Source organism: Burkholderia sp. PAMC 28687, from assembly GCF_001577465.1.
Taxonomy (GTDB): Bacteria; Pseudomonadota; Gammaproteobacteria; order Burkholderiales; family Burkholderiaceae; genus Caballeronia.
In genome coordinates this window covers 966442-986519 of record NZ_CP014505.1, presented here as the reverse complement: position 1 = coordinate 986519, position 20078 = coordinate 966442, and the positions used below count along the sequence as shown (strand labels likewise).

At 61.4% G+C, this 20078-nt stretch carries 20 protein-coding genes; 10 read left to right on the top strand and 10 right to left on the bottom strand.

Annotated features, from left to right (window positions below; genetic code table 11):
• Nucleotides 1–46: 46 nt before the first annotated feature.
• From AX768_RS04590 to purT, 4 genes are all read right to left on the bottom strand, one after another.
• Nucleotides 47–1516: an aldehyde dehydrogenase family protein gene (locus AX768_RS04590; protein ID WP_061998969.1), complete on the bottom strand. Its 1470-nt coding sequence runs from the start codon at nucleotides 1514–1516 to the stop codon at nucleotides 47–49.
• Between the two features lie 253 nt (nucleotides 1517–1769).
• Nucleotides 1770–2165, bottom strand: a complete 396-nt coding sequence (locus AX768_RS04585) for an MliC family protein (protein WP_062000776.1) — start codon at nucleotides 2163–2165, stop codon at nucleotides 1770–1772.
• Nucleotides 2166–2219: 54 nt separating this feature from the next.
• Complete coding sequence (locus AX768_RS33215; protein WP_172811922.1) at nucleotides 2220–2390, bottom strand: DUF6726 family protein; 171 nt, start codon at nucleotides 2388–2390, stop codon at nucleotides 2220–2222.
• A 54-nt stretch (nucleotides 2391–2444) separates the two neighbouring features.
• Entirely contained in the window at nucleotides 2445–3686 is a 1242-nt protein-coding gene (gene purT / locus AX768_RS04575; RefSeq protein ID WP_061998967.1) for a formate-dependent phosphoribosylglycinamide formyltransferase, read from the bottom strand.
• Between the two features lie 237 nt (nucleotides 3687–3923).
• Here purT and AX768_RS04570 point away from each other — a divergent pair, with 237 nt between their 5' ends.
• Together AX768_RS04570 and AX768_RS04565 are read left to right on the top strand one after the other, a co-directional pair.
• Complete coding sequence (locus tag AX768_RS04570; RefSeq protein ID WP_442857252.1) at nucleotides 3924–4499, top strand: META domain-containing protein; 576 nt, start codon at nucleotides 3924–3926, stop codon at nucleotides 4497–4499.
• 178 nt (nucleotides 4500–4677) lie between these two features.
• Complete coding sequence (locus tag AX768_RS04565; RefSeq protein ID WP_061998965.1) at nucleotides 4678–7941, top strand: FtsK/SpoIIIE family DNA translocase; 3264 nt, start codon at nucleotides 4678–4680, stop codon at nucleotides 7939–7941.
• Nucleotides 7942–7945: 4 nt separating this feature from the next.
• On the opposite strand, the gene AX768_RS04560 is transcribed toward AX768_RS04565, so the two are convergent.
• Nucleotides 7946–9007, bottom strand: a complete 1062-nt coding sequence (locus AX768_RS04560; protein WP_231941320.1) for a transporter — start codon at nucleotides 9005–9007, stop codon at nucleotides 7946–7948.
• Between the two features lie 130 nt (nucleotides 9008–9137).
• On the bottom strand, nucleotides 9138–10358 hold the full coding sequence (locus tag AX768_RS04555) for a lactonase family protein (protein ID WP_061998964.1): 1221 nt from the start codon (nucleotides 10356–10358) through the stop codon (nucleotides 9138–9140).
• Between the two features lie 187 nt (nucleotides 10359–10545).
• On the opposite strand from AX768_RS04555, the gene AX768_RS31870 reads away from it, so the two are divergent.
• Nucleotides 10546–10698 (top strand): DUF3096 domain-containing protein, encoded by a 153-nt coding sequence (locus tag AX768_RS31870; protein WP_075360510.1) that lies wholly within the window; start codon nucleotides 10546–10548, stop codon nucleotides 10696–10698.
• 188 nt (nucleotides 10699–10886) lie between these two features.
• Here the strand turns inward: AX768_RS31870 and AX768_RS04550 are convergent, their stop codons facing one another.
• Complete coding sequence (locus tag AX768_RS04550; RefSeq protein WP_062000774.1) at nucleotides 10887–11135, bottom strand: hypothetical protein; 249 nt, start codon at nucleotides 11133–11135, stop codon at nucleotides 10887–10889.
• A gap of 266 nt (nucleotides 11136–11401) precedes the next feature.
• Here AX768_RS04550 and AX768_RS04545 point away from each other — a divergent pair, with 266 nt between their 5' ends.
• The gene (locus AX768_RS04545; RefSeq protein WP_061998963.1) at nucleotides 11402–13267 is read left to right on the top strand and encodes a glycoside hydrolase family 15 protein; all 1866 of its coding nucleotides are present in this window, start codon (nucleotides 11402–11404) and stop codon (nucleotides 13265–13267) included.
• A gap of 204 nt (nucleotides 13268–13471) precedes the next feature.
• Entirely contained in the window at nucleotides 13472–14743 is a 1272-nt protein-coding gene (locus AX768_RS04540; protein WP_061998962.1) for a polyhydroxyalkanoate depolymerase, read from the top strand.
• A gap of 128 nt (nucleotides 14744–14871) precedes the next feature.
• On the opposite strand, the gene AX768_RS04535 is transcribed toward AX768_RS04540, so the two are convergent.
• Entirely contained in the window at nucleotides 14872–15402 is a 531-nt protein-coding gene (locus AX768_RS04535; RefSeq protein ID WP_231941366.1) for a TetR/AcrR family transcriptional regulator, read from the bottom strand.
• Between AX768_RS04535 and AX768_RS33610 the strand changes: the two genes are divergently transcribed.
• The 4 genes from AX768_RS33610 (at nucleotide 15307) to AX768_RS04520 (ending at nucleotide 17971) form a co-directional block, all read left to right on the top strand.
• Nucleotides 15307–15705, top strand: a complete 399-nt coding sequence (locus AX768_RS33610) for a hypothetical protein (protein WP_231941396.1) — start codon at nucleotides 15307–15309, stop codon at nucleotides 15703–15705. The two genes, AX768_RS04535 and AX768_RS33610, sit on opposite strands and share 96 nt — an antisense overlap.
• A gap of 248 nt (nucleotides 15706–15953) precedes the next feature.
• Nucleotides 15954–16805: an electron transport complex subunit RsxB gene (gene rsxB / locus AX768_RS04530; RefSeq protein ID WP_062000772.1), complete on the top strand. Its 852-nt coding sequence runs from the start codon at nucleotides 15954–15956 to the stop codon at nucleotides 16803–16805.
• A gap of 4 nt (nucleotides 16806–16809) precedes the next feature.
• Nucleotides 16810–17454: an endonuclease III gene (gene nth / locus AX768_RS04525; protein ID WP_061998961.1), complete on the top strand. Its 645-nt coding sequence runs from the start codon at nucleotides 16810–16812 to the stop codon at nucleotides 17452–17454.
• An 85-nt stretch (nucleotides 17455–17539) separates the two neighbouring features.
• Nucleotides 17540–17971, top strand: a complete 432-nt coding sequence (locus tag AX768_RS04520) for a DUF1841 family protein (RefSeq protein ID WP_061998960.1) — start codon at nucleotides 17540–17542, stop codon at nucleotides 17969–17971.
• 73 nt (nucleotides 17972–18044) lie between these two features.
• Here the strand turns inward: AX768_RS04520 and AX768_RS04515 are convergent, their stop codons facing one another.
• Nucleotides 18045–18416, bottom strand: a complete 372-nt coding sequence (locus AX768_RS04515; protein WP_061998959.1) for a c-type cytochrome — start codon at nucleotides 18414–18416, stop codon at nucleotides 18045–18047.
• An 85-nt stretch (nucleotides 18417–18501) separates the two neighbouring features.
• Nucleotides 18502–18867, bottom strand: coding sequence for a c-type cytochrome (locus tag AX768_RS04510; protein ID WP_056352325.1), 366 nt, complete (start codon nucleotides 18865–18867; stop codon nucleotides 18502–18504).
• A 362-nt stretch (nucleotides 18868–19229) separates the two neighbouring features.
• Here AX768_RS04510 and AX768_RS04505 point away from each other — a divergent pair, with 362 nt between their 5' ends.
• Nucleotides 19230–20072 carry an AAA family ATPase gene (locus AX768_RS04505; RefSeq protein WP_061998958.1) on the top strand — a complete coding sequence of 281 codons (843 nt, stop codon included), beginning with the start codon at nucleotides 19230–19232 and terminating at the stop codon, nucleotides 20070–20072.
• Nucleotides 20073–20078: the final 6 nt, after the last annotated feature.

Here is a 20078-nt window from a genome sequence, read left to right as displayed (position 1 = left end):
CAGCCTGCCGGGCTTTCCGGCGACACAGCGCAGCGGCGACAACAGGCTATTTCGCCTTCGACGCGGTGTCTGGCGCCGGTTTCGGCACATCGCGAACCACCATCAGCCGCAGTTCGGTCATGTCCTCGATGGCATATTTGACCCCTTCGCGCCCGAGCCCGGAATCCTTCACACCGCCATAAGGCATGTTGTCGACGCGGAACGACGGCACGTCGTTGACGACCACGCCGCCCACCTCCAGCTCGTCCCAGGCGAGATTCACGTGGGTGAGGCTATCGGAGAAAACACCGGCCTGCAGGCCGAAATCGCTGTCATTGACCGTTTCGAGAGCCTGCGCGAAATCAGTGAACTTTTCGAGTATCGCAACCGGACCAAACGCCTCCTTCCGATACAGATCCTGATCGCGCTTCACACCTTCGAGCAACGTCGCTTCGAACATGGCGCCGTCGACCTTCCCGCCGGCGATGATCCTCGCGCCGCTCGCCACGGCGCTTTCCACCCAGCCGGCCAGCCGTCTGGACTCGGATTCCGAGATCATCGGGCCCACGAAAGTGCTTTCGTCTTTCGGATCGCCCATCTTCAGCGATTTCGTTTTTGCGATGAGCTTTTCGCGCAGCGCATCGTAGATATCCGCGTGAGCAATGATCCGTTGAACGCCGATACAACTTTGCCCCGACTGGTAGAACGCGCCGAACGTCAGCCGGTCCACTACGTAATCCAGCCGGTCGGCCTGGTCGCCGTCCACGATGGCCGCCGCGTTGCCGCCCAGTTCCAGGATCACCTTCTTCTTGCCGGCTTTTTTCTTCAGCTCCCAGCCGACCGCAGGAGATCCGGTAAACGACAACAAGCGGAAACGTTCGTCGGTTGTGAAAAGATCCGCGCCGTCCCGATGCGCCGGGAGAATCGAAAATGCGCCCTTTGGCAAATCGGTCTCGGCGAGTACTTCGCCCATGATCAACGCACCGACCGGCGTGCGGCTCGCGGGTTTCAGCACGAACGGACAACCGGCGGCGATCGCGGGTGCGACCTTGTGTGCTGTGAGATTCAGCGGAAAATTGAACGGCGAGATGAACGAGCACGGCCCGATCGGCACGCGTTTGTAATAGCCGTGATAACCGGCGGCGCGAGGCGCGATCTCCAGGTTGATCATGCCGCCGTCGATACGCACCGATTCCTCGGCCGCCACCCTGAAGGTATCGATAAGACGCGTTACCTCGCCCTTTGAGTCGTTGATTGGCTTTCCGGCCTCTATGCACAGCGCTTCGGCGAGTTCATCGAAACGTTCACGGAAGCGCTTCACGCAATGGTCGAGCACGGCTTGCCGCTGGTATGGCTTGAATTCGCGCATCGCGCGCTGGGCAGCAACGGCGTGGCCGATGGCGGCATCGATTGTTTTCGCGTCTGCCATTGCCACGCGGGTCGCGACCTCGCCGCTGTATTTATCGGTGACTTCCAGGTCTGTGTTGGCGTTCACGGCTTTGTTCGCCAGGTAATACGGATAGGTTTTCTTCAGCATGTCAGCCTCTGCCTCAGTCTAAAGATAGGCACGTCGATCAGACGCACCCGGCGTCGCAAAACATTCGCGTACCAGCGGCGCGTGCGCCTCAGTCCACATCACCATGGCAACCATACTCCGGATAGCCGTTCGATGCCGCGACGAGCCCTCACGCTGGCCATCCGGCCTATGTTTTCGGCGAGATCGCCAAACAAAAAGCCCGTTTCGATTGACGTCGAAACGGGCTTTCACTGCATACCGCACACTGGCCGGATCAGGTTCCTGTCTTGCACTCGGCAAGCATGGGCGCGGCTTTCGGGTCGGCGGTCTCGTCGGTAAGCGTGCCTTCCGGGCCTTTCGTCCACCACGTGTAGTGGTCGCCAACGTATTTCGCACCGGACGCGGCGAGCACGTTGACGAACAACATCTTGCGGCCGTCCACGGTGAGCAGCGCGAAGCTTTGCTTGTTCTTGGTGTTCATGTACTGGACTGTCAGCGCATGACCGCCGTCGCACTTGTAGCGCAGCGTGTTCATGGTAGCCGTCTGGATCTGGGGCACGGTGAGCGGCATGGCAGATGCCACATGCGCTGCAGACCCGGCACACAGCGCCGCAAGGGTGGCGGCGACCTTCCTCCTTTTCTCGCGCGTTCGTCCAAAAATTCGTTTCATCTCGATATCCTTTTGTTCGTCGTTTGTGCGGTCAAGCGCCGCGCTGCACGCCAATCAAGGATCGATCACCCCGGCGCACGCGTCGGTTGGAGCCGCCGCGACGTGACCGACCACCGGTACGATCTTCAGCCCCGCCGACGCAATACGGCACGGCGCCGCTGCCAGTCCGCACCCGCCGAGCCCGGCCAGGACCGCGCATAACGCGGCCAACACACACAATTTCACTTGGAACCTCCGTGCTGCCCGTGCAAAACCCGTGATACGGGCAGCGTGTTGCCGTCATCGAATGGAGACGGGTCTTACCTTAGACGCTGCCAGCTTCGCGCGTTCCCGGGCTTCGTCAGTATCGCGTCCGGTCGCAAGCGCCACGCCCATGCGGCGCTTCGTAAAACTCTCCGGCTTGCCGAAGAGGCGCAGGTCGGAATCCGGCACCGCGAGCGCTTCAGCTACCCCTTCGAAGCTGATGCCCGCTTCGTCGAGCCCGCCGTAAATCACCGCCGATGCCCCCGGCGCACGCAACGCCGCATCCACCGGAAGACCGAGGATCGCGCGAGCGTGCAGGTCGAACTCCGAGAAACGCTGTGTGGCGAGCGTGACGAGACCCGTGTCATGCGGTCGCGGGCTGACTTCGGAGAACCAGACGTCGTCGCCGCGCACGAACAATTCGACGCCGAACAAGCCGCGTCCGCCCAGCGCCGCCGTGACTTTTTCCGCGACATCGCGCGACTTCTCCAGCGCCGCTGCGCTCATGGCTTGCGGCTGCCACGATTCGACATAATCGCCCGCGACCTGCACATGGCCGATCGGCTCGCAGAAATATGTCTGCAGATTGCCGGATTCCGGGCTGGTCGCGCGCACGGTGAGTTGTGTAATCTCGTAGTCGAAATCGATAAACCCCTCCACGATCACGCGCCCGTGATTCACGCGGCCGCCGGCCATTGCGTGTTGCCAGGCGGGTTCGATATCGGCGGCACTTCTGAGCACCGATTGCCCCTTCCCCGACGACGACATCACCGGTTTCACCACGCACGGGAACCCGATCTTCCCGATACCCGCTTTCATCTCGTCGAGCGAGTCGGCGAAAGCATAAGGCGACGTCGGCAGCCCGAGCGTTTCGGCGGCGAGGCGGCGGATGCCTTCGCGGTTCATGGTGAGCTGGGTCGCGCGCGCGGTCGGGATCACGACGGCGAGTTGCTCGGCTTCGATTTCGGCCAGCGTGTCGGTCGCGATGGCCTCGATTTCCGGCACGATCAAATGCGGCTTCTCGGCTTCGATCAAGGCGCGCAACGCCGCGCCGTCGGTCATGTCGATCACGTGCGAGCGATGCGCGACCTGATGGCCGGGTGCATCGGCGTAACGGTCGACCGCGATGGTTTCCACGCCGAGCCGTTGCAGCGCAATGATCACTTCCTTGCCGAGTTCGCCCGCGCCGAGCAGCATCACGCGGGTCGCGCCGGGCGAGAGCGGCGTGCCGATGGTGCCGGTTTGAAAGGGGGACGCAGCGGACTTCGCGCTCTGCATGGATGCTCCGGAAAAGAGGCCAGTAAAGCCCGGGATGTTAACACGCGGCCTCCTTGCGGACATGATCCGCGACCTGTCGCGCAGGAACATTCGCCGCAAGAAATTGCATGCCAGAAAGCAAGTCGCACAGGACATTTCTTTACACATCGCAACGATTCCGATGCAAACGACCTTGGTCAATCGCCTGACGAGTGCGATACCCTTACGGTTTTGCCAGCCTGAGGATCTTTCATGTCGATGCAGCCTTCCCGTTCGCGCCTGGCGCCCCCCTCGGCGCGTAGCCACGTCCATGCTGCTTCTGCCCGTTCCAGGCTTTCCATGGCGGCTATTTTCTCAACGGCGGCACTCGTTCTGGGCGGCGCGCTCGCCGGCTGCGCGCTGCCCACGCACCCCGACAGCGCCGCGCCGCCGACCGATCCGTACAATCCGGCAGCGACCCAGCTTCTCGACGATACCCAATGGCAGCTTGCCACCTGGACGGACGCAAGCGGCCGTGCACGCAAGATTCCGGACGCCACGCCCCTTACGCTGAATCTATCGACGGATGGCGGCCAGCGCCGCGCAAACGGCTTCTCTGGTTGCAATCGCTTTGCCGGCACGTACGACCTGACCGATGGCAAGCTCACATTCGGACCGCTCGCCGGCACGCGGATGGCATGTGCGCCCGGACCGGCCAGCGCGCTGGAACAGCCGTTCTTGCAAGGCTTGGCCGGCATCGAAAAGACCGGGGTGCAGATGCGCCCGCCAAGGGAGTTGCAGATCACGCTCAAAACTGGCGACGTGCTGACGTTCAACGAACACACGCAACCTTGAGGATGTTTTCTTCAGAGTGACGCCCGCACCGGAAAAACGAGAACCCGAGCGTGGTTCTCCAAACCATTTCCAGGTCCATGACGGTTAAACTCGGCGGTATGGTTTTATCTTTGGTTCAAGCATTTTTCCGAGCCTTGGTTCGCTGCTCACATCGCTCACATCATTCCTGGTTCCTTGCATGCACACGGTAGTTTTCGGCTGGTTCGGTATCTCGGCCGTCTGGTTCATCCCTCTTCTCTGGCGCATCGTCAAGTCCGTCCTGCCCAACGGCGGCGGCCTGCGCGGTCCCGGCACGATCCGCCTGTGGCTCGGTTTCTTCTGCGTGCTCTTCGCGAGTTGCACGCTCGAAGCCGCCCTGTTCCACTCCTTTGCTTTCGCCACCGACCTGGACCATCTGGGCCATGCATTGTTGAACGCGTTCGCATCCCGCAGCGGGGTGATCAATCCGGAGGGCGCGCTCGCCGTCGGTGCCGGCGCGGCCGTCGTGTTGTTGACCGGCCTGCCGTGGTTCCTCGACTTCCAGTGGCGCGAAGTGCTTGCGTGGGCGAACATCGCATTCGGCTTTGGATTCGATCCCGCCTCCTTCGCGCCCAGGGAACGCGCGGTCCGCGAGAAGCCATCGCGCAAGAAAGCGCCAAGGGAGAAAGCGGAAAGAGCGAGCGGCGTTGCGGGCGCGGCCGCTTCATCGAGCAGGATTTCACCCGATGCACCCCCGCTCGGCATTCCGCCCGTCACACCCCGTCAGGGCAGCCGGTATCAACGCCCGACGGTCTGGCGGCCGCAGCCCGCTCGACGCAGCGATGCCGAACGTCAGGCGCGCGGCCCCGAGACTGCGCGTCCGATAGAACCATCGTTTGGTGAAAGACGGGACCTGCACGGTCGCGGCGCTGGGCCAATCGAACCGCTCGAGCCCGTCGCGCCCGCCGGATGGCTGAAGGCGGACGCAGCGCAAGGGAAGCCTGCGCCGCCTTTGAGCCCGACGAATACGCAAAGTACGCAGCGCCAGGTCGAGACGAACATACCGCGACGTCCGGATGCAACGCGATCGACAATCACCCGCAGCGTGCCGGCCAGTTCCATCGGATCGTCGGCGGCTCGTGCGGCTCAGGCAGCACGCAATTCATCGATGCGGCCATCGGCGAGCACATCGGCGGCGGCTTCGCGCAACAACACCTTCGCGCCTGTCGTCACCAAGGAATCGTTTTTTGCGGTGGCCGCGTCCTCCGCGGGGAACGCGCCCGCGAAGCCCGCCGCGCCGCCGCCGGAACCCGACCGGATCAAGGAGGCGCTGCGCTCTATCGAGCAGACGGCAGCGCAGTGGACGACACGCGCCAATGGCATTCCAAGCGTTACGGCCGGTCCACCGGCTGTGGAAATCCCACCTGCGAGCGTTGCACAGGAACCGGCCACGCCCATTCCTGCCGCGACGCCGACGTTCAGCGCGGCGGGCGAGTACTCACCCGCCGTTCCGACGCACAATGATTTCGGCGCGACACCGGAAGCAGCATCCGCCGATACGCCGCCCGAAGCCCAAGCAAGCGACCTCGATGCTCAACCTGACCCGTTGCCCACCGCATCGATCGATCTGGACGATGCCGTTGACGAACCTGCACCCATCGCGCAACCGGAACCGACGCCGCCCGCCGATATTCCGCCATGGGCCACTCGCCGTGAAGAGTCGCCGGTCGAAGGCATCGAGCACGCTGCAACACCGGCATGGCATGCAGCGGCAAGCACGCCCCGCCCTCCCCTGCCGCCAATAAGCGAGATCGAAGAGGAAGCTGAAGTAGAAGACGATCTCGAAGATCAGGCGCCGAATCCATCGAACGTCGTGCATTTCCCCCGCGCGGTTGCGCCTGTGCCTGCGCCCATAACGCAAACCCCGCCGGCGCCCCAGGAGCCGCGCGCGCCGGTCCGTGGTTTCATCGCGACGGAGTTCGAGTTCCATGCGCCGGCGGCATCTGCGGTGGACCTGCCCGGGCTCGATCTGCTCGAAGCTGCGTCCGACGAAGTCGAACCGGTCTCCGAGCAGCATCTCGCCGCTACCGGTCAGTTGATCGAGCAGCGCCTGCAGGAATTCAAGGTGCCGGTCACGGTGGTCGGCGCATCGGCGGGACCGGTCATCACGCGCTTCGAAGTCGAACCGGCGCTCGGCGTGCGCGGCAGCCAGATCGTGGGCTTGATGAAGGACCTGTCGCGCGGCCTTGGACTGACATCGATCCGCGTGGTCGAGACCATTCCCGGCAAGACCTGCATGGGGCTCGAGCTGCCGAACGCCAAACGGCAGATGATCCGGCTTTCCGAAATCCTCGAAGCCGACGTGTATCGCGATTCCAAGTCGTTTTTGACCATCGCGATGGGCAAGGACATCATCGGCAATCCGGTCGTCACCGACCTCGCTCGTGCGCCGCACATGCTGGTCGCGGGCACCACGGGCTCGGGCAAATCGGTGGCCATCAACGCGATGATCCTGTCGCTGCTCTTCAAGGCAAAACCGGAAGACGTGCGCCTGATCATGATCGATCCGAAGATGCTGGAATTGTCGGTGTATGAAGGCATTCCGCACTTGCTCGCGCCGGTCGTGACCGACATGAAGCTCGCCGCGAACGCGCTCAACTGGTGTGTTGGCGAGATGGAGAAGCGCTACAAGCTGATGTCGGCTGTGGGCGTGCGTAACCTGCAGGGCTTCAACCAGAAGATTCGCAACGCTGAAGCGGCCGGCAAGAAACTGACGAACCCGTTTTCGCTCACGCCGGATGCGCCCGAACCGCTCGCCAAGCTGCCGATGATCGTGGTCGTGATCGACGAACTCGCCGACTTGATGATGGTCGCGGGCAAGCAGATCGAGCAGTTGATCGCGCGCCTGGCGCAAAAGGCGCGGGCGGCGGGTATCCACTTGATCCTTGCGACGCAGCGGCCATCGGTGGATGTGATCACCGGCCTAATCAAGGCGAACATTCCGACGCGCGTGGCGTTCCAGGTTTCATCGAAGATCGATTCGCGCACGATCCTGGACCAGATGGGCGCGGAATCGCTGCTTGGCGCCGGCGACATGTTGTTCCTGCCGCCGGGCACCGGCTATCCGCAGCGCGTGCACGGCGCGTTCGTGGCCGATGAAGAAGTGCACAGCGTGGTCGAGTATCTGAAGCAGTTCGGCGAGCCGGAGTACGAGGAAGGGATCTTGTCGGGGCCGACGCCCGAAGGCGGCACGCCTGATTTGTTCGGCGAGACGCAGGACGCCGAAGCTGACCCGCTTTACGACGAAGCCGTCGCGTTCGTGTTGCGTACGCGCCGGGCATCGATTTCGTCGGTTCAGCGGCAGTTGCGGATTGGCTATAACCGTGCCGCGCGGCTCGTTGAACAGATGGAATCGGCGGGTCTCGTTTCGCCGATGGGAACCAACGGCAATCGCGAAGTGCTCGCGCCGAGCCAGCCGGAATAACGCATCACCACAAGCGCAAGCGCCTGAGCAGGAACAGCGTGACGGCCGCGCAAACCGCCATCACGCCCATCACGACCGCGAACGAATAGTGGTCGTGCGTGCCGGGCAAACCGGCGACGTTCATGCCGAAGATGCCCGAGACGAGCGTCGCGGGCATCAGCAACGCGGACATGATTGCGAGCCACAGCAGCTTGCGGTTGATGTCCTCGGACAGCAGCGCCGCGATCTCGTCCTGCAGCAACTTCGCGCGTTCGTACTGCGCTTCAAGCCCCGCGGCGAGTCCGTTCAAAACCTGGATGGCCTGGATCAAGGTTTCCATCGAGCGCGGTTCGGCCCAGTCGAGCCGCCGCGTCACGAGTTGTGTGAGCGCATTGCGTTCGGGATCGACAAACCGCTTCACCTCCACCAGCCGCCTTCGCACCGATCCCAGTTCCGCGCGCCAGTTTGAATGGCGGCCGTCGAGCACGCCCTCCTCCACGTCGTCGAGCCGATCACCGATTTCATCGATACGATCCGCAAACGTGTCGTTCAGCGCGCGGATCAAACCCGCGAAGAGATCGACCGTGTCGCGGAACATCGTGCCTTCCAGCACCGCATGGCGCAGCCGGTCAGTCGATTGCAGGGGCTGCGCGCGTACGGTGATCATGCGGTTTCTATCGACGTAAAAGCGCAGCGCGCCCGTTGCCCGGCGCGTGGCCTGCGCATTCGGATCGGCGTCGGGCGTCTCCGCGACGCGCTCCAGATCCGCGACCACGCCGTACATGAAGGTCGATCCCATATGAACGCGCGGCCGCTTGTCCTCGCCGTTCAGGAATTCCCGCGCCACATCCGGCATGGCGGTGACGCCGGTGAGCCAGCTTTCGACGGTGTCGTCGTTGGCGCTCAGGTGCAGCCAGGTCGGGCCATCGCCGACGATCTCCCGGCGTGCTTCGTCCCAGGACAGGCGCAGCGCCTCGGCGCCGGAAAAGCGGAACGCGCAGATGAAGCCAGGCGGCGCCTTCGAGTCGTCGGGCGCTGCGGCATTGGGCTGGTCTGTTTCTTTGCTCGATGCTGTGATGATGTTCAACGGTCGATTCCTTGCATACCGGCAACTGGCGGGCACTGCGGGTTGAAAAACTCTTATTGTGCAAAATCCAGGCCGCGTGGAACGAAAGCGGCCCGGCACATCAATACGATCCAATTACGTTCGGAGATCGTCAGGAAGGCGAAACGAACTTGAAATCGACCGGCGAACCGATTTCGAGTTTCTTCGGATCCGATGCCAGTTCCCCCGTCTCCGGATTGCGCCTGAAGAAGTAGACGCTGTCGCTGTCCTGGTTGCCGACGATCAGCCAACGGCCGGTCGGATCGATGGCGAATTCACGCGGCGTCTTGCCGAGCGTAGAACGCCGGCCAAGCAGTTTCAGATGACCATCGGCGGGATTGACAGCGTAGGTCAGGATCTCATTGACATCGCCGCGATTGGTCGTGTACAGGAAGCGCCCGTCCGGCGACAAATGGATCGCGCCGCCGCCGATCTTTCCTTTGAAACCGGGCGTGGTCATGGCCAAGGTCTGCTTGAGCGTGAGCTTGCCGTCGTTGTAATCGTAGACCATCACCGACGCGTTCATCTCGGTCGTCACGTAAGCATGTCTGGCGGCTTCGTCGAAGATCATGTGGCGCGGTCCCGAACCCGGTTTCACCAGCGTGTAGCGCGATTCGGTCGGACCGAAGAGGCCACGTGTCCCGTCGGGGGTGTATCGGTACGAATACAGCTTGTCCGCTCCCAAGTCCTGCGCAAATAGATAGCGGCCGTCAGGCGAAAACACGGTGGAATGAACGTGCGAATTATCCTGACGTCCGGTCACGGGACCGCTGCCGTCGTGATGAACCGTGAGTACAGACGGCAGGACGCGTTCGCCCTCCAGCGGGAAAACGGCGAAGCTGCCGCCCGGGTTCGACGCCACCGAGTAGTTCGCCGTGAGCAGATACCTGCCGTCAGGGGACAACGCAAGGTACGCGGGATCGTTGCCATCGGACGAGACGCGGTTCACGAAGGTGAGCTGGCCGCTCGCCGGGTCAAACCGGAACGCACTAATGCCGCCGCGCTGCGATGCGGGACCGTTGTCGCCGGGCAATTCGTTGACTGCGTAGACGTGCTGCCTGTCCTTGCTGACCACGAGATAAGAAGGATTCACCGCTTGCGTCGCGGAAAGACGCGTGATGGCGCCGCTGGCGGTATCGAACCGGTAGACATAGATTCCCTCGCTCTTGCCGCTGCCCGTATAAGTGCCGACCAGCAGGTCATATACGCTGCTCTCGGCTGACCCGGCAGGATTCACGGACGGGTCGGACGCGCTCTGTGCGAACGCTGGGCCCGCTGCCAGGGACAGCCCTATCGTCACGCTCGCCGCGAAACTCTTGACCAGAACATTCATGTTGCGGCATGAAGTTTGCGTGGGGGCGCTACGCGGGGAAGAAGAAGTAAAAACGGAATGCATTGAAACCTCCTGATCGTTCGTTATTACGGCTTGTTTCAGGTTATGTGGCGCGTGATGCATGCCTTCGTCCAACCAATTACAACCAACGTCTCTGTCAAATTTCTATCAAAACAAAGGAGCAATAATGGATATCCATCTGAGCCTCGGTCCGCTGGTCGCGCTCATCGCAGGCATTTTGATCCTGGTCGTACCGCGCCTCCTCAACTTTATTGTTGCAATCTATCTGATCATCATCGGGTTGATCGGCGTGTTCGGATTGAGCGCAACGCATTTTTGACAATGCTGCATGCCCCAGGCGCCGTCTTGCCGCACGCCACCGCGTGAAGCATGGTGAGGTAAGACGGTACTTTGGGATTGAGGTTCCGGCGGGACGCGCGCAACGCCGTGCGAGATCGTGCATAGCGGTCTCGCATCAGGTTGCAGCATTGAAATCAAGAACCCTGGGGGTGCGACCCAGGCTGTACATCACCCGTTGGAAAGCTGCTCGAGGCGCATGCGGCCCTGCAGCGAAAGGCCGCCGACAGCCAGCAAGCCGTTTATATCCCGATGCTGCGTGAAACAATCGCGTTCAATCAGGAACGTCGCCGCGACCTCCATCCCATTTCGCGAGAGGCCAAGATGTTTGTAATCGAGATCGATGAGCGTGGACGTATCGGCGATACGGCTCGCAGCAGACAGGATGGCGATGCAATCGGCTCTCAACGGATTCGGCATGGCTTTCACGTTCGATTTCCTCGAAGACGTCAGGCAAGCGTGGACGCGTGGTGCGATCAGAATCTGCATGCCGGTCGGAAGCTGGCATCGCTCAGGCGCGAACTTTCATTCTAGGCGTTCGTCCACTTTATTTTCAAGTTGAGCTTACATATTCCGTTCGACCGATCGCTTTGAAGTGAACACCAAACTCGCATGCCAACGCACGAAATACGAATGCACTTCATAATCGACCGCTCCAATCGCTTCATCGAAATCAATACCTGCCTATGCCCGCACTGATCGAAGACTACGCCCTGGTTGGCGACGGCCACACCGCCGCCTTGATCTCGAAAGAGGGATCTGTCGACTGGCTGTGCTGGCCGCGCTTCGATTCCGGCGCCTGTTTCGCCGCGCTACTGGGGACGCCCGAAAACGGCCGCTGGCTGATCACGCCTGACCTGCCCGAGGGCGCACCGCCTCCGGTCATCACGCGCAAATATCGCGGCGACACGCTGATCCTCGAAACCGATTTCGAAACGCCCGAGGGCCGGGTCTCGCTCATCGATTTCATGCCCGTTCGCGATGGCCTGTCCGACCTCGTGCGTATTGTCGTTGGCCGGCGCGGCACCGTGAAGATGAAGATGGAACTGGTGCTGCGCTTCGATTACGGCTCATCGATTCCCTGGGTCAGCCGCCTTCCGGACGACAGTGGCATTCGCGCCATCGCCGGTCCCGATTTGTGCGTGCTGCGCACGCCCATCGACCTGTCTGGCGAGAACATGCGTACCGTCGGGGAGTTCACGGTGAGCGAGGGTGAACGCGTGCCCTTCTCGCTCGTTTATTCGCAATCTCACTTGCGCCTGCCGCCCGCCCGCGATCCGCATACGCAGTTCGCACGCACCGAGAATTTCTGGCTCGAGTGGTCCGGCCGCAGCAACCTGGATGGCCGATGGGGTCCGGCGATCCGCCGCTCGCTGATCACGTTGAAGGCGCTCGCCTACGAGCCGACCGGCGGCATCGTCGCTGCACCTACCACGTCGCTGCCGGAGCAGCTTGGCGGAACCCGCAACTGGGATTATCGATACTGCTGGCTGCGCGACGCGACCATCACGCTCCTCGCGATGATGCGCAGCGGCTACTACGACGAAGCCCGCGCATGGCGCGCGTGGCTTGGCCGCGTGATGGCGGGTTCGCCGCAACAGATCCAGATCATGTACGGCATTGCCGGCGAACGGCGCTTGCCCGAATGGGAAGTCGACTGGCTGTCCGGTTACGAGGATTCGAAGCCCGTGCGCGTCGGCAATGGCGCAGTGGACCAGTTGCAACTCGATGTCTACGGCGAAGTCATGAACGCGCTGCACCTCGCACGGGTGGGCGGCCTGCAAAGCGACGACACCGTCTGGTCCATCCAGCGCGCCATGCTCGATCACCTGGATACGGTCTGGCAGGAACCCGACGAAGGCATCTGGGAAACGCGCGGCGGCCGCCAGCAGTTCACATTTTCGAAGGTCATGGCCTGGGTTGCGTACGACCGCGCGATCAAATCGGCGGAACAGTTCGGGCTGGAAGGTCCGCTCGAACACTGGCGCAACCAGCGCACGGTCATCCACGCCGACGTTTGCTCGAAGAGCTGGAATGCATCGATGAATTCGTTCGTCCAGACATACGGCGGCGGCGACCTCGATGCGAGCCTGCTGCTGATTCCGCTGCTCGGTTTCCTGCCGCCGGAAGACCCGCGCGTGATCTCGACGCTCGATGCCATTGAACGCGACCTGACGCACGACGGCCTGGTGAAGCGCTATCACACGGCCGAAGTGCAGGATGGCTTGCCTCCTGGCGAAGGGACGTTTCTCGCGTGCAGCTTCTGGCTCGTCGATAACCTCGCGCTCCAGGGCCGCCTGGAGGAAGCGTTCGCCATGTTTGAACGGCTGGTGGGACTCGCCAACGACGTCGGCTTGCTTGCCGAGGAATACGACACGGTCGCGAAACGTCAGGTCGGCAACTTCCCGCAGGCTTTTTCGCACGTGGCGCTCGTGCACACGGGAATGAACCTGATGAAACACGAGCAAGGCATGGCCAAGGCGACCGGCCAACCTGCGCAGCGTCAGGACAAACCCTCGGAAGCCGTGAGCACAAACGAAAGCGATTCGTAATTTTCAGTCAAAACTTGACGAGTTTTGCGTGAAAACCAGCGTTTTACTGAGGTAAACGACACGTATGCTGCGTTGCACAAAACGGTGTTCTTGGCTATGATCGGAGAAGGTTTCCGACCGGTCGTTCGGCGAAACAATGCATCCGAAGCCAAACCCCGGCCCCGCCGTTCACCATAGGCGCAGCCGGTTTTACACGGGTAAAACATGCTCTATCAATTTCACGAATTCCAGCGGGCCATGCTGAGTCCGCTTACAGCATGGGCGGAAGCGGCGTCGAAGTCGTTCACCAATCCGTCCAGTCCGCTTTCGTATGTTCCCGGTTCCACGCGTCTCGCGGCCGGCTACGAGCTGCTGTATCGGCTGGGCAAGGATTACGAGAAGCCTGAATTCGAGCTGCATCAGATCGAGAAGAATGGCCACGCCATTCCTATCGTCGAGCAGATCGTGATCGAGAAGCCGTTTTGCCGGCTGATCCGCTTCAAGCGTTTTTCCGACGACAGCGCGACCGTCACGGACCTCAAGACCGAACCTATCGTGCTGGTGTGCGCGCCGCTTTCGGGCCACCACGCCACGCTTTTGCGCGATACCGTCAAAACGCTGCTGCAGGACCACAAGGTCTACCTGACCGACTGGCTCGACGCGCGCATGGTCCCGCTAGAAGACGGGTCGTTCCATCTCGACGACTACGTGGAATACATCCAGGAATTCATCCGCCACATCGGCGCGAAGGACCTGCACGTGATCTCGGTGTGCCAGCCGACCGTGCCGGTGCTCGCCGCCATATCGTTGATGGCAAGCCGCGGTGAAGACACGCCACGGACCATGACGATGATGGGTGGTCCTATTGATGCACGGCGCAGCCCGACTTCCGTGAACTCGCTTGCAAGCGAACATTCCTACGAATGGTTCGAGAACAACGTGATCCACACGGTCCCGGCGAACTATCCGGGCGTGGGCCGCAAGGTCTATCCGGGCTTCCTGCAGCACGCGGGTTTTGTCGCGATGAACCCCGAGCGCCACGTGACCGCGCACTGGGACTTCTATCAGAACCTCATGCGTGGCGACGACGAAGATGCAGAGCAGCATCGCCGTTTCTACGACGAATACAACGCCGTGCTCGACATGGACGCGGATTATTACCTCGATACCATTCGGATCGTCTTCCAGGATTTCCAGCTGGCCGAAGGCACGTGGGACGTGAACGGCGAGCGTGTACGTCCGCAGGACATCAAGCAGACGGCGCTCTTGACCATTGAAGGCGAGCTCGACGACATCTCGGGCAGCGGCCAGACCCGCGCTGCTCACGACTTGTGCACCGGCATTCCAGCCAAGAACAAGCGCCACTACACCGCCGAGAAAGCCGGCCACTACGGCATTTTCTCGGGCCGCCGCTGGCGCACGATGGTGTACCCGCAACTGCGTGAATTCATTCTCTCGCACGACAAGGCGCCGAAGAAGGAAGCAGTTCCCGCCTGAGTCTGGATCGGTCGGATCAGCATGACACCGCACGCCGCGTCCTTACGCGGCGTGTTTCATTGCGGGCGTGACCCCTTCAGTGAGGCGTGCCGAGTCGGATGCATGAGTTCTTGCGCAGGTTGCGTGGGTCAGCGCCGCATCAGGTAGGCGAGCAGCAACTCCGTATTCATCTTGATGATTTCATCACGTTCCGCGTCAGCGCTGAAATCGAGCCCGAACGTGGCTTCCAGCGTGAACCGGTTGGATACGATGTAATACCCGAGCCCGGACAACGTGATGTAGAAGCGCAAGGGGTCCACGTTATTGCGAAACAATCCGGCTTGTTGACCACGTTCCAGTATCTTCGCGAGCTTCGCGACCACGGGCGAGATGAGCTCGCGGATACGCGTGGAGCCCTTTATATAACGTGCTTCATGGAGGTTCTCGTTATTCACCAGCCGTAATAGCTCGGGGTGCTCACGATAGTAATTCCAGATGAAATGCGCGAGCTGCGTAACGGCTTCGACCGGCGCCACGCCCTCCAGATCGAGCGATTTTTCCGCATCGGTGAGCGCCGTGAACGCATGTTCCAGGACGGCGGTGAACAACTGCTCCTTGCTGCCGAAATAGTAGTAGAGCATTCGCTCATTCGTTTCGGCGCGGCGGGCTATCTGGTCCACACGCGCACCGAACAGGCCTCCCGCCGCGAACTCCTCGGCGGCGGCAAGCAGGATTCTGCGGCGCGTGCCCTCAGGATCTCTTTTGATTTTTGGCTGGTTCATGGTGGCTTCATGATCGACAAACCGCGTTTTGAGAGTAGCGTCATGCATTCCTGTGTCCTAAAGAAGCATGCGATGGATCGGTTGCGCCAACGTGATTGGGAATACCGTCCTGCAGTCAATCTAAAGCGATTTGATTATGTGCACATCGTTGGCCCGTTGGCAATTGGGATTGATTGGGAACAGCTTGAAATTCGGCGATAATGCCGCCTCGGGCACAACGCATCGAAACCAGGCCGAATGCCCCGAACGCACAAATGCGATATCAAAACGAGCGCGAGCATAAGCGCTTGAACATATCCCCACAAGTGGTCGTCGGTTTAGCCGTTTGATCGCTTGAATGCGAATCGTCTGCAGTGTCAGGATGCTTCTCGCATCTTGACCTGTTCGCTTCGTGTCCATCTGATTCATGCGGCCGGCGCCGCCATACCCCAGCCGTTAATGTGACAGCAGTGATTGCAACTTTCCCCACGACCCTTGCTAGCCAGATTGAAGACCTGCTGCCGCAGACGCAGTGCACAAAATGCGGCTACCCCGCGTGCCGGCCGTACGCCGAGGCCATCGCGGCAGGTCAGGCGAGCTATAACCAATGCCCGCCCGGTGGCGAGGAAGGCGTGGCGCGGCTTGCCCGCCTGCTTGGCAAGCCTGTCATTCCGCTGAATCCCGAGAACGGTGTTGAACGGCCGCGGCCGCTTGCTATCATCGACGAAAACCTGTGTATCGGCTGTACGTTGTGCCTGCAAGCGTGCCCGGTGGACGCTATCGTTGGCGCGGCCAAGCAGATGCACACGGTGATCCCCGAGCTTTGTACCGGCTGCGACCTGTGCGTGCCGCCCTGCCCTGTCGATTGCATCGCCATGATTCCAGTCACCGGCGACAAGACCGGCTGGGACGCATGGACGCAGACGCAAGCCGACGCCGCGCGCATCCGGCACGACCAGCATCTGGCGCGGCTCGCGCGTGAACGCGATGCCGCCGAAGCGCGTAAGGCTGCGCGCGTGGCGGGATCGGCCAAGCCAGTCGAACCGGCCATATCCGGCGATCGCGTCGTGAAAACAGCAGCCGCCACGCCGGAAGACGAAGCGCAAGCCAAAAAACGCGCGATCATCCAGGCCGCGATGGAACGTGCGCGCAAGAAAAAGGAAGAACTGGCGAGGCTTGGCGCAGGGCCGAAGAACATCGATTCGGTGAGCCCCGAGGTCCAGGCGCAAATCGACGCAGCCGAAGCCCGGCGCCGCCGCCTAGGTTTGACTGACGCGAACAACGAGCCCGACAGCGACTCCGCAAACGACCCCGACGCCTGATCCGATGAACCCGAAAAAACGCCGCGCGATCTTCGAGACGCTGCAGAGCCTGAACCCGCATCCGACCACCGAGCTCGAGCACAACTCGCCGTTCGAGCTGCTGATCTCCGTCCTGCTCTCGGCGCAAGCCACCGATGTCTCCGTGAACAAGGCGATGCGTCGCATGTACCCGGTCGCCAACACGCCGGCCAAGGTGCTGGCGCTCGGCGAAGAAGGCGTGACGGAATACATCAGGACGATCGGGTTGTATCGGACGAAAGCGAAGAACGTCATTGCGACGTGCCGGATTCTCGTCGAGCAATACGGCGGCGAGGTGCCCGATAACCGCGAGGCGCTCGAAGCGCTGCCGGGCGTCGGGCGCAAGACCGCGAACGTGATCCTGAATACCGCGTTCGGCCATCCGACCATTGCCGTCGATACCCATATCTTTCGCGTTTCGAACCGAACGGGACTCGCGCCCGGCAAGGACGTGCGTGCGGTAGAACTGGCGCTGGAGAAGTTCGTCCCCGACGAATTCAAGCAAGACGCGCATCACTGGCTGATCCTGCACGGGCGTTATGTGTGCAAGGCGCGCGTGCCCGAGTGCTGGCACTGCGCGATCGAACCTTTGTGCGAGTACCGGCCGAAGACGCCGGCGCCCATCGAATAAGCGCTCTGTCCCGGCGCCAAGCGAGCCGCATCGATGCAGCTTAAAATGCCCGTCAGACCACGATTCAGTAAAGCGACACGACCCCATGTTCAACCCCAGCCGCGACGAAGTTCGCCAATTTTTCACCGAAACCTGGCGCAAACAGCGGCAAGGCGGCGTCCTGACGCCGCTTGAAAGCATCGCGGCCGACTGGATTGGCGAGCATCCGGAATACCAGCAGGAACTCGCCGATCCCGACGTCGCCCACGCCGACTACTCGCCGGACCAGGGCAAGAGCAATCCGTTCCTGCACCTGTCGATGCATCTGGCGATCACAGAGCAACTTTCCATCGATCAACCGCCGGGAATTCGCCGCGCGCACGAGCGGCTGGTCGGGCGTCTGGGTTCGACGCATGATGCGCAGCACGCGATCATGGAATGCCTCGGCCAGATCATCTGGGAGGCGCAACGCAACAATACGCCGCCTGACACCGATGCCTATCTTGCGTTGATCGAACAGCGCGCATCGCGGGATTGAGGCGCTGAAGCTTCAAACAAAAACACCTCGCATCAGCGAGGTGTTTCGTCATGCGCGATAAACCGGCAAAAAGTTACTTCTTCAGCACCAGATCGCCACTCAGCGATTCGATATACGCCGAGATATCCTTCAAGTCCGCCTGCGACAGGTTCTGCACCTGCGCCGACATGATGGCGTTGGCGCGGCCGAAGTTCGGATTGCCGTTGCCCATCTGGTACTGGCGCAGCGCCCAATAGATGTAGTCGGCGTGCTGGCCCGCGAGCTTCGGATACTCCGCGCTCACCGGCTTGTTCAGGTTCGGCCCGTGGCAGGCTGCGCAATTGTGCGCTTCGGTGAGCACCTTGCCGTTGCTGGCATCGGCGGCGAACGCCGGCTGCATGGCGATCACGCCGGCCAGCGCGGCTGCCGTACATGCTGTTTTCAACACTGTTTCGAGTGCCTTCATGAATTCTCCTATCCCGCGAATTGTGAATGCCGAGTGAGTGCGTCTCGGGCCTGATGCCTTGCATGATCAGGACCAACGCGCAGGATCACTTGTCGGGATTGTTCTTCGAAGAGGGGGTTTGCGCGGCGTAGTACGCTGCAATATCGGCGATATCCTGATCGGTCAGCGTCACCGCTATGCCGTGCATGGTCTCGAAATGGCGATCGCCCTTCTTGTAGGCTTGCAGCGCGTTCTCAATGTAGCGGGCGCTCTGGCCGCCGAGCATGGGCACCCGGTACACCTCGGGATACGCGGTGCGATAACCGGGAATGCCGTGACACCCGATACACATCGCAACCTTGCCCTGGGCCGCTTTCGCGTTGCCCACGACATCGGCGGAAGCCTGGGTCGCGAAGCCGGCAAGCCCCGACAGCGCTGCGATCACGGCACATTTGCCGACGAATTTATTCATAGCTTCTAACCTGGCATGAGGGGAAATCCGGCACCTTGTAAAGGCCTGGCGTTCCGGGACTTTCTCGGGACTGATCAATCGGCCGTGCTTCCTGTGCTTCCAGCGCGCAGCCTGAGGCACGTCTGATTGACAGCCACACGGGCCAAAAAAATCGCGCTAATTGTACCGCGCGGCCTACCCTGCGTCCACAGGCCGCGGCGGGAAGGTCTGCACCGCGCAAAGCCTTGCCAATCAAGGCCCGGCGGCCTGCGACACTGTGTCCAATGGACATCCTGAAAATGCCCGAATACCGGGTATTGGGCGCTCAATGGCAAAACGGCATCTGACTTATACTGCAATTTTCCCTCATCGAGAGATGCGTCATGCGTTTTGAAGGCTCATCGCAGTACGTCGCCACAGACGACCTGAAGCTCGCTGTCAACGCCGCGATCACGCTGCAACGCCCGCTTTTGATCAAGGGCGAACCCGGCACCGGCAAGACCATGCTGGCCGAGGAAGTGGCGGCCGCGCTCGGCATGCCGCTCTTGCAATGGCACATCAAATCGACCACGAAAGCGCAACAGGGCCTGTACGAATACGACGCTGTTTCGCGTCTGAGGGACTCACAGCTTGGCGACGAACGCGTGAAGGACATCCGCAACTACATCGTGAAGGGAGTGTTGTGGCAGGCCTTCGATGCCGACGTGCCGACCGTCTTGCTGATCGATGAAATCGACAAAGCCGACATCGAATTCCCGAACGACCTGTTGCGCGAACTCGATCGCATGGAATTTTATGTGTATGAGACGCACGAGCTGGTTAAGGCGAGACACCGGCCGCTCGTGATCATCACATCGAACAACGAAAAAGAACTGCCGGACGCGTTTTTGCGCCGCTGCTTTTTCCACTACATCAAGTTCCCCGAACCCACGACGATGAAGCAGATCGTCGAAGTGCATTTTCCGGGCATCAAGGAAGAACTGGTTGCGGCCGCCATGCAAAGTTTCTTCGAGTTGCGCAACGTGTCGGGACTCAAGAAGAAGCCCTCGACGTCCGAGCTGCTCGACTGGCTGAAGTTGCTGCTGGCGGAAGATATCGGTCCCGAAGCGCTGCGCTCGAGCGATCAGAAGCAGATCATCCCGCCGCTGCATGGCGCGTTGCTGAAAAACGAACAGGACCTGAGCCTTTTCGAGCGGCTCCTGTTCATGAACCGCAACAACCGTTGAGCGGAC

Excerpts from the sequence above, each read along its gene's own strand:
- AX768_RS04570 (WP_442857252.1), top strand. The coding sequence starts at position 3,924 with ATGCAGCCTTCCCGTTCGCGCCTGGCGCCCCCCTCGGCGCGTAGCCAC.
- AX768_RS04555 (WP_061998964.1), bottom strand. The coding sequence starts at position 10,358 with ATGAATGTTCTGGTCAAGAGTTTCGCGGCGAGCGTGACGATAGGGCTG.
- AX768_RS31870 (WP_075360510.1), top strand. The coding sequence starts at position 10,546 with ATGGATATCCATCTGAGCCTCGGTCCGCTGGTCGCGCTCATCGCAGGC.
- AX768_RS04545 (WP_061998963.1), top strand. The coding sequence starts at position 11,402 with ATGCCCGCACTGATCGAAGACTACGCCCTGGTTGGCGACGGCCACACC.
- AX768_RS04540 (WP_061998962.1), top strand. The coding sequence starts at position 13,472 with ATGCTCTATCAATTTCACGAATTCCAGCGGGCCATGCTGAGTCCGCTT.
- AX768_RS04590 (WP_061998969.1), bottom strand. The coding sequence starts at position 1,516 with ATGCTGAAGAAAACCTATCCGTATTACCTGGCGAACAAAGCCGTGAAC.
- AX768_RS04565 (WP_061998965.1), top strand. The coding sequence starts at position 4,678 with ATGCACACGGTAGTTTTCGGCTGGTTCGGTATCTCGGCCGTCTGGTTC.
- AX768_RS04550 (WP_062000774.1), bottom strand. The coding sequence starts at position 11,135 with ATGCCGAATCCGTTGAGAGCCGATTGCATCGCCATCCTGTCTGCTGCG.
- nth (WP_061998961.1), top strand. The coding sequence starts at position 16,810 with ATGAACCCGAAAAAACGCCGCGCGATCTTCGAGACGCTGCAGAGCCTG.
- AX768_RS04520 (WP_061998960.1), top strand. The coding sequence starts at position 17,540 with ATGTTCAACCCCAGCCGCGACGAAGTTCGCCAATTTTTCACCGAAACC.
- AX768_RS04585 (WP_062000776.1), bottom strand. The coding sequence starts at position 2,165 with ATGAAACGAATTTTTGGACGAACGCGCGAGAAAAGGAGGAAGGTCGCC.
- AX768_RS33610 (WP_231941396.1), top strand. The coding sequence starts at position 15,307 with ATGTTCCAGGACGGCGGTGAACAACTGCTCCTTGCTGCCGAAATAGTA.
- AX768_RS04515 (WP_061998959.1), bottom strand. The coding sequence starts at position 18,416 with ATGAAGGCACTCGAAACAGTGTTGAAAACAGCATGTACGGCAGCCGCG.
- purT (WP_061998967.1), bottom strand. The coding sequence starts at position 3,686 with ATGCAGAGCGCGAAGTCCGCTGCGTCCCCCTTTCAAACCGGCACCATC.
- AX768_RS04505 (WP_061998958.1), top strand. The coding sequence starts at position 19,230 with ATGCGTTTTGAAGGCTCATCGCAGTACGTCGCCACAGACGACCTGAAG.
- AX768_RS04510 (WP_056352325.1), bottom strand. The coding sequence starts at position 18,867 with ATGAATAAATTCGTCGGCAAATGTGCCGTGATCGCAGCGCTGTCGGGG.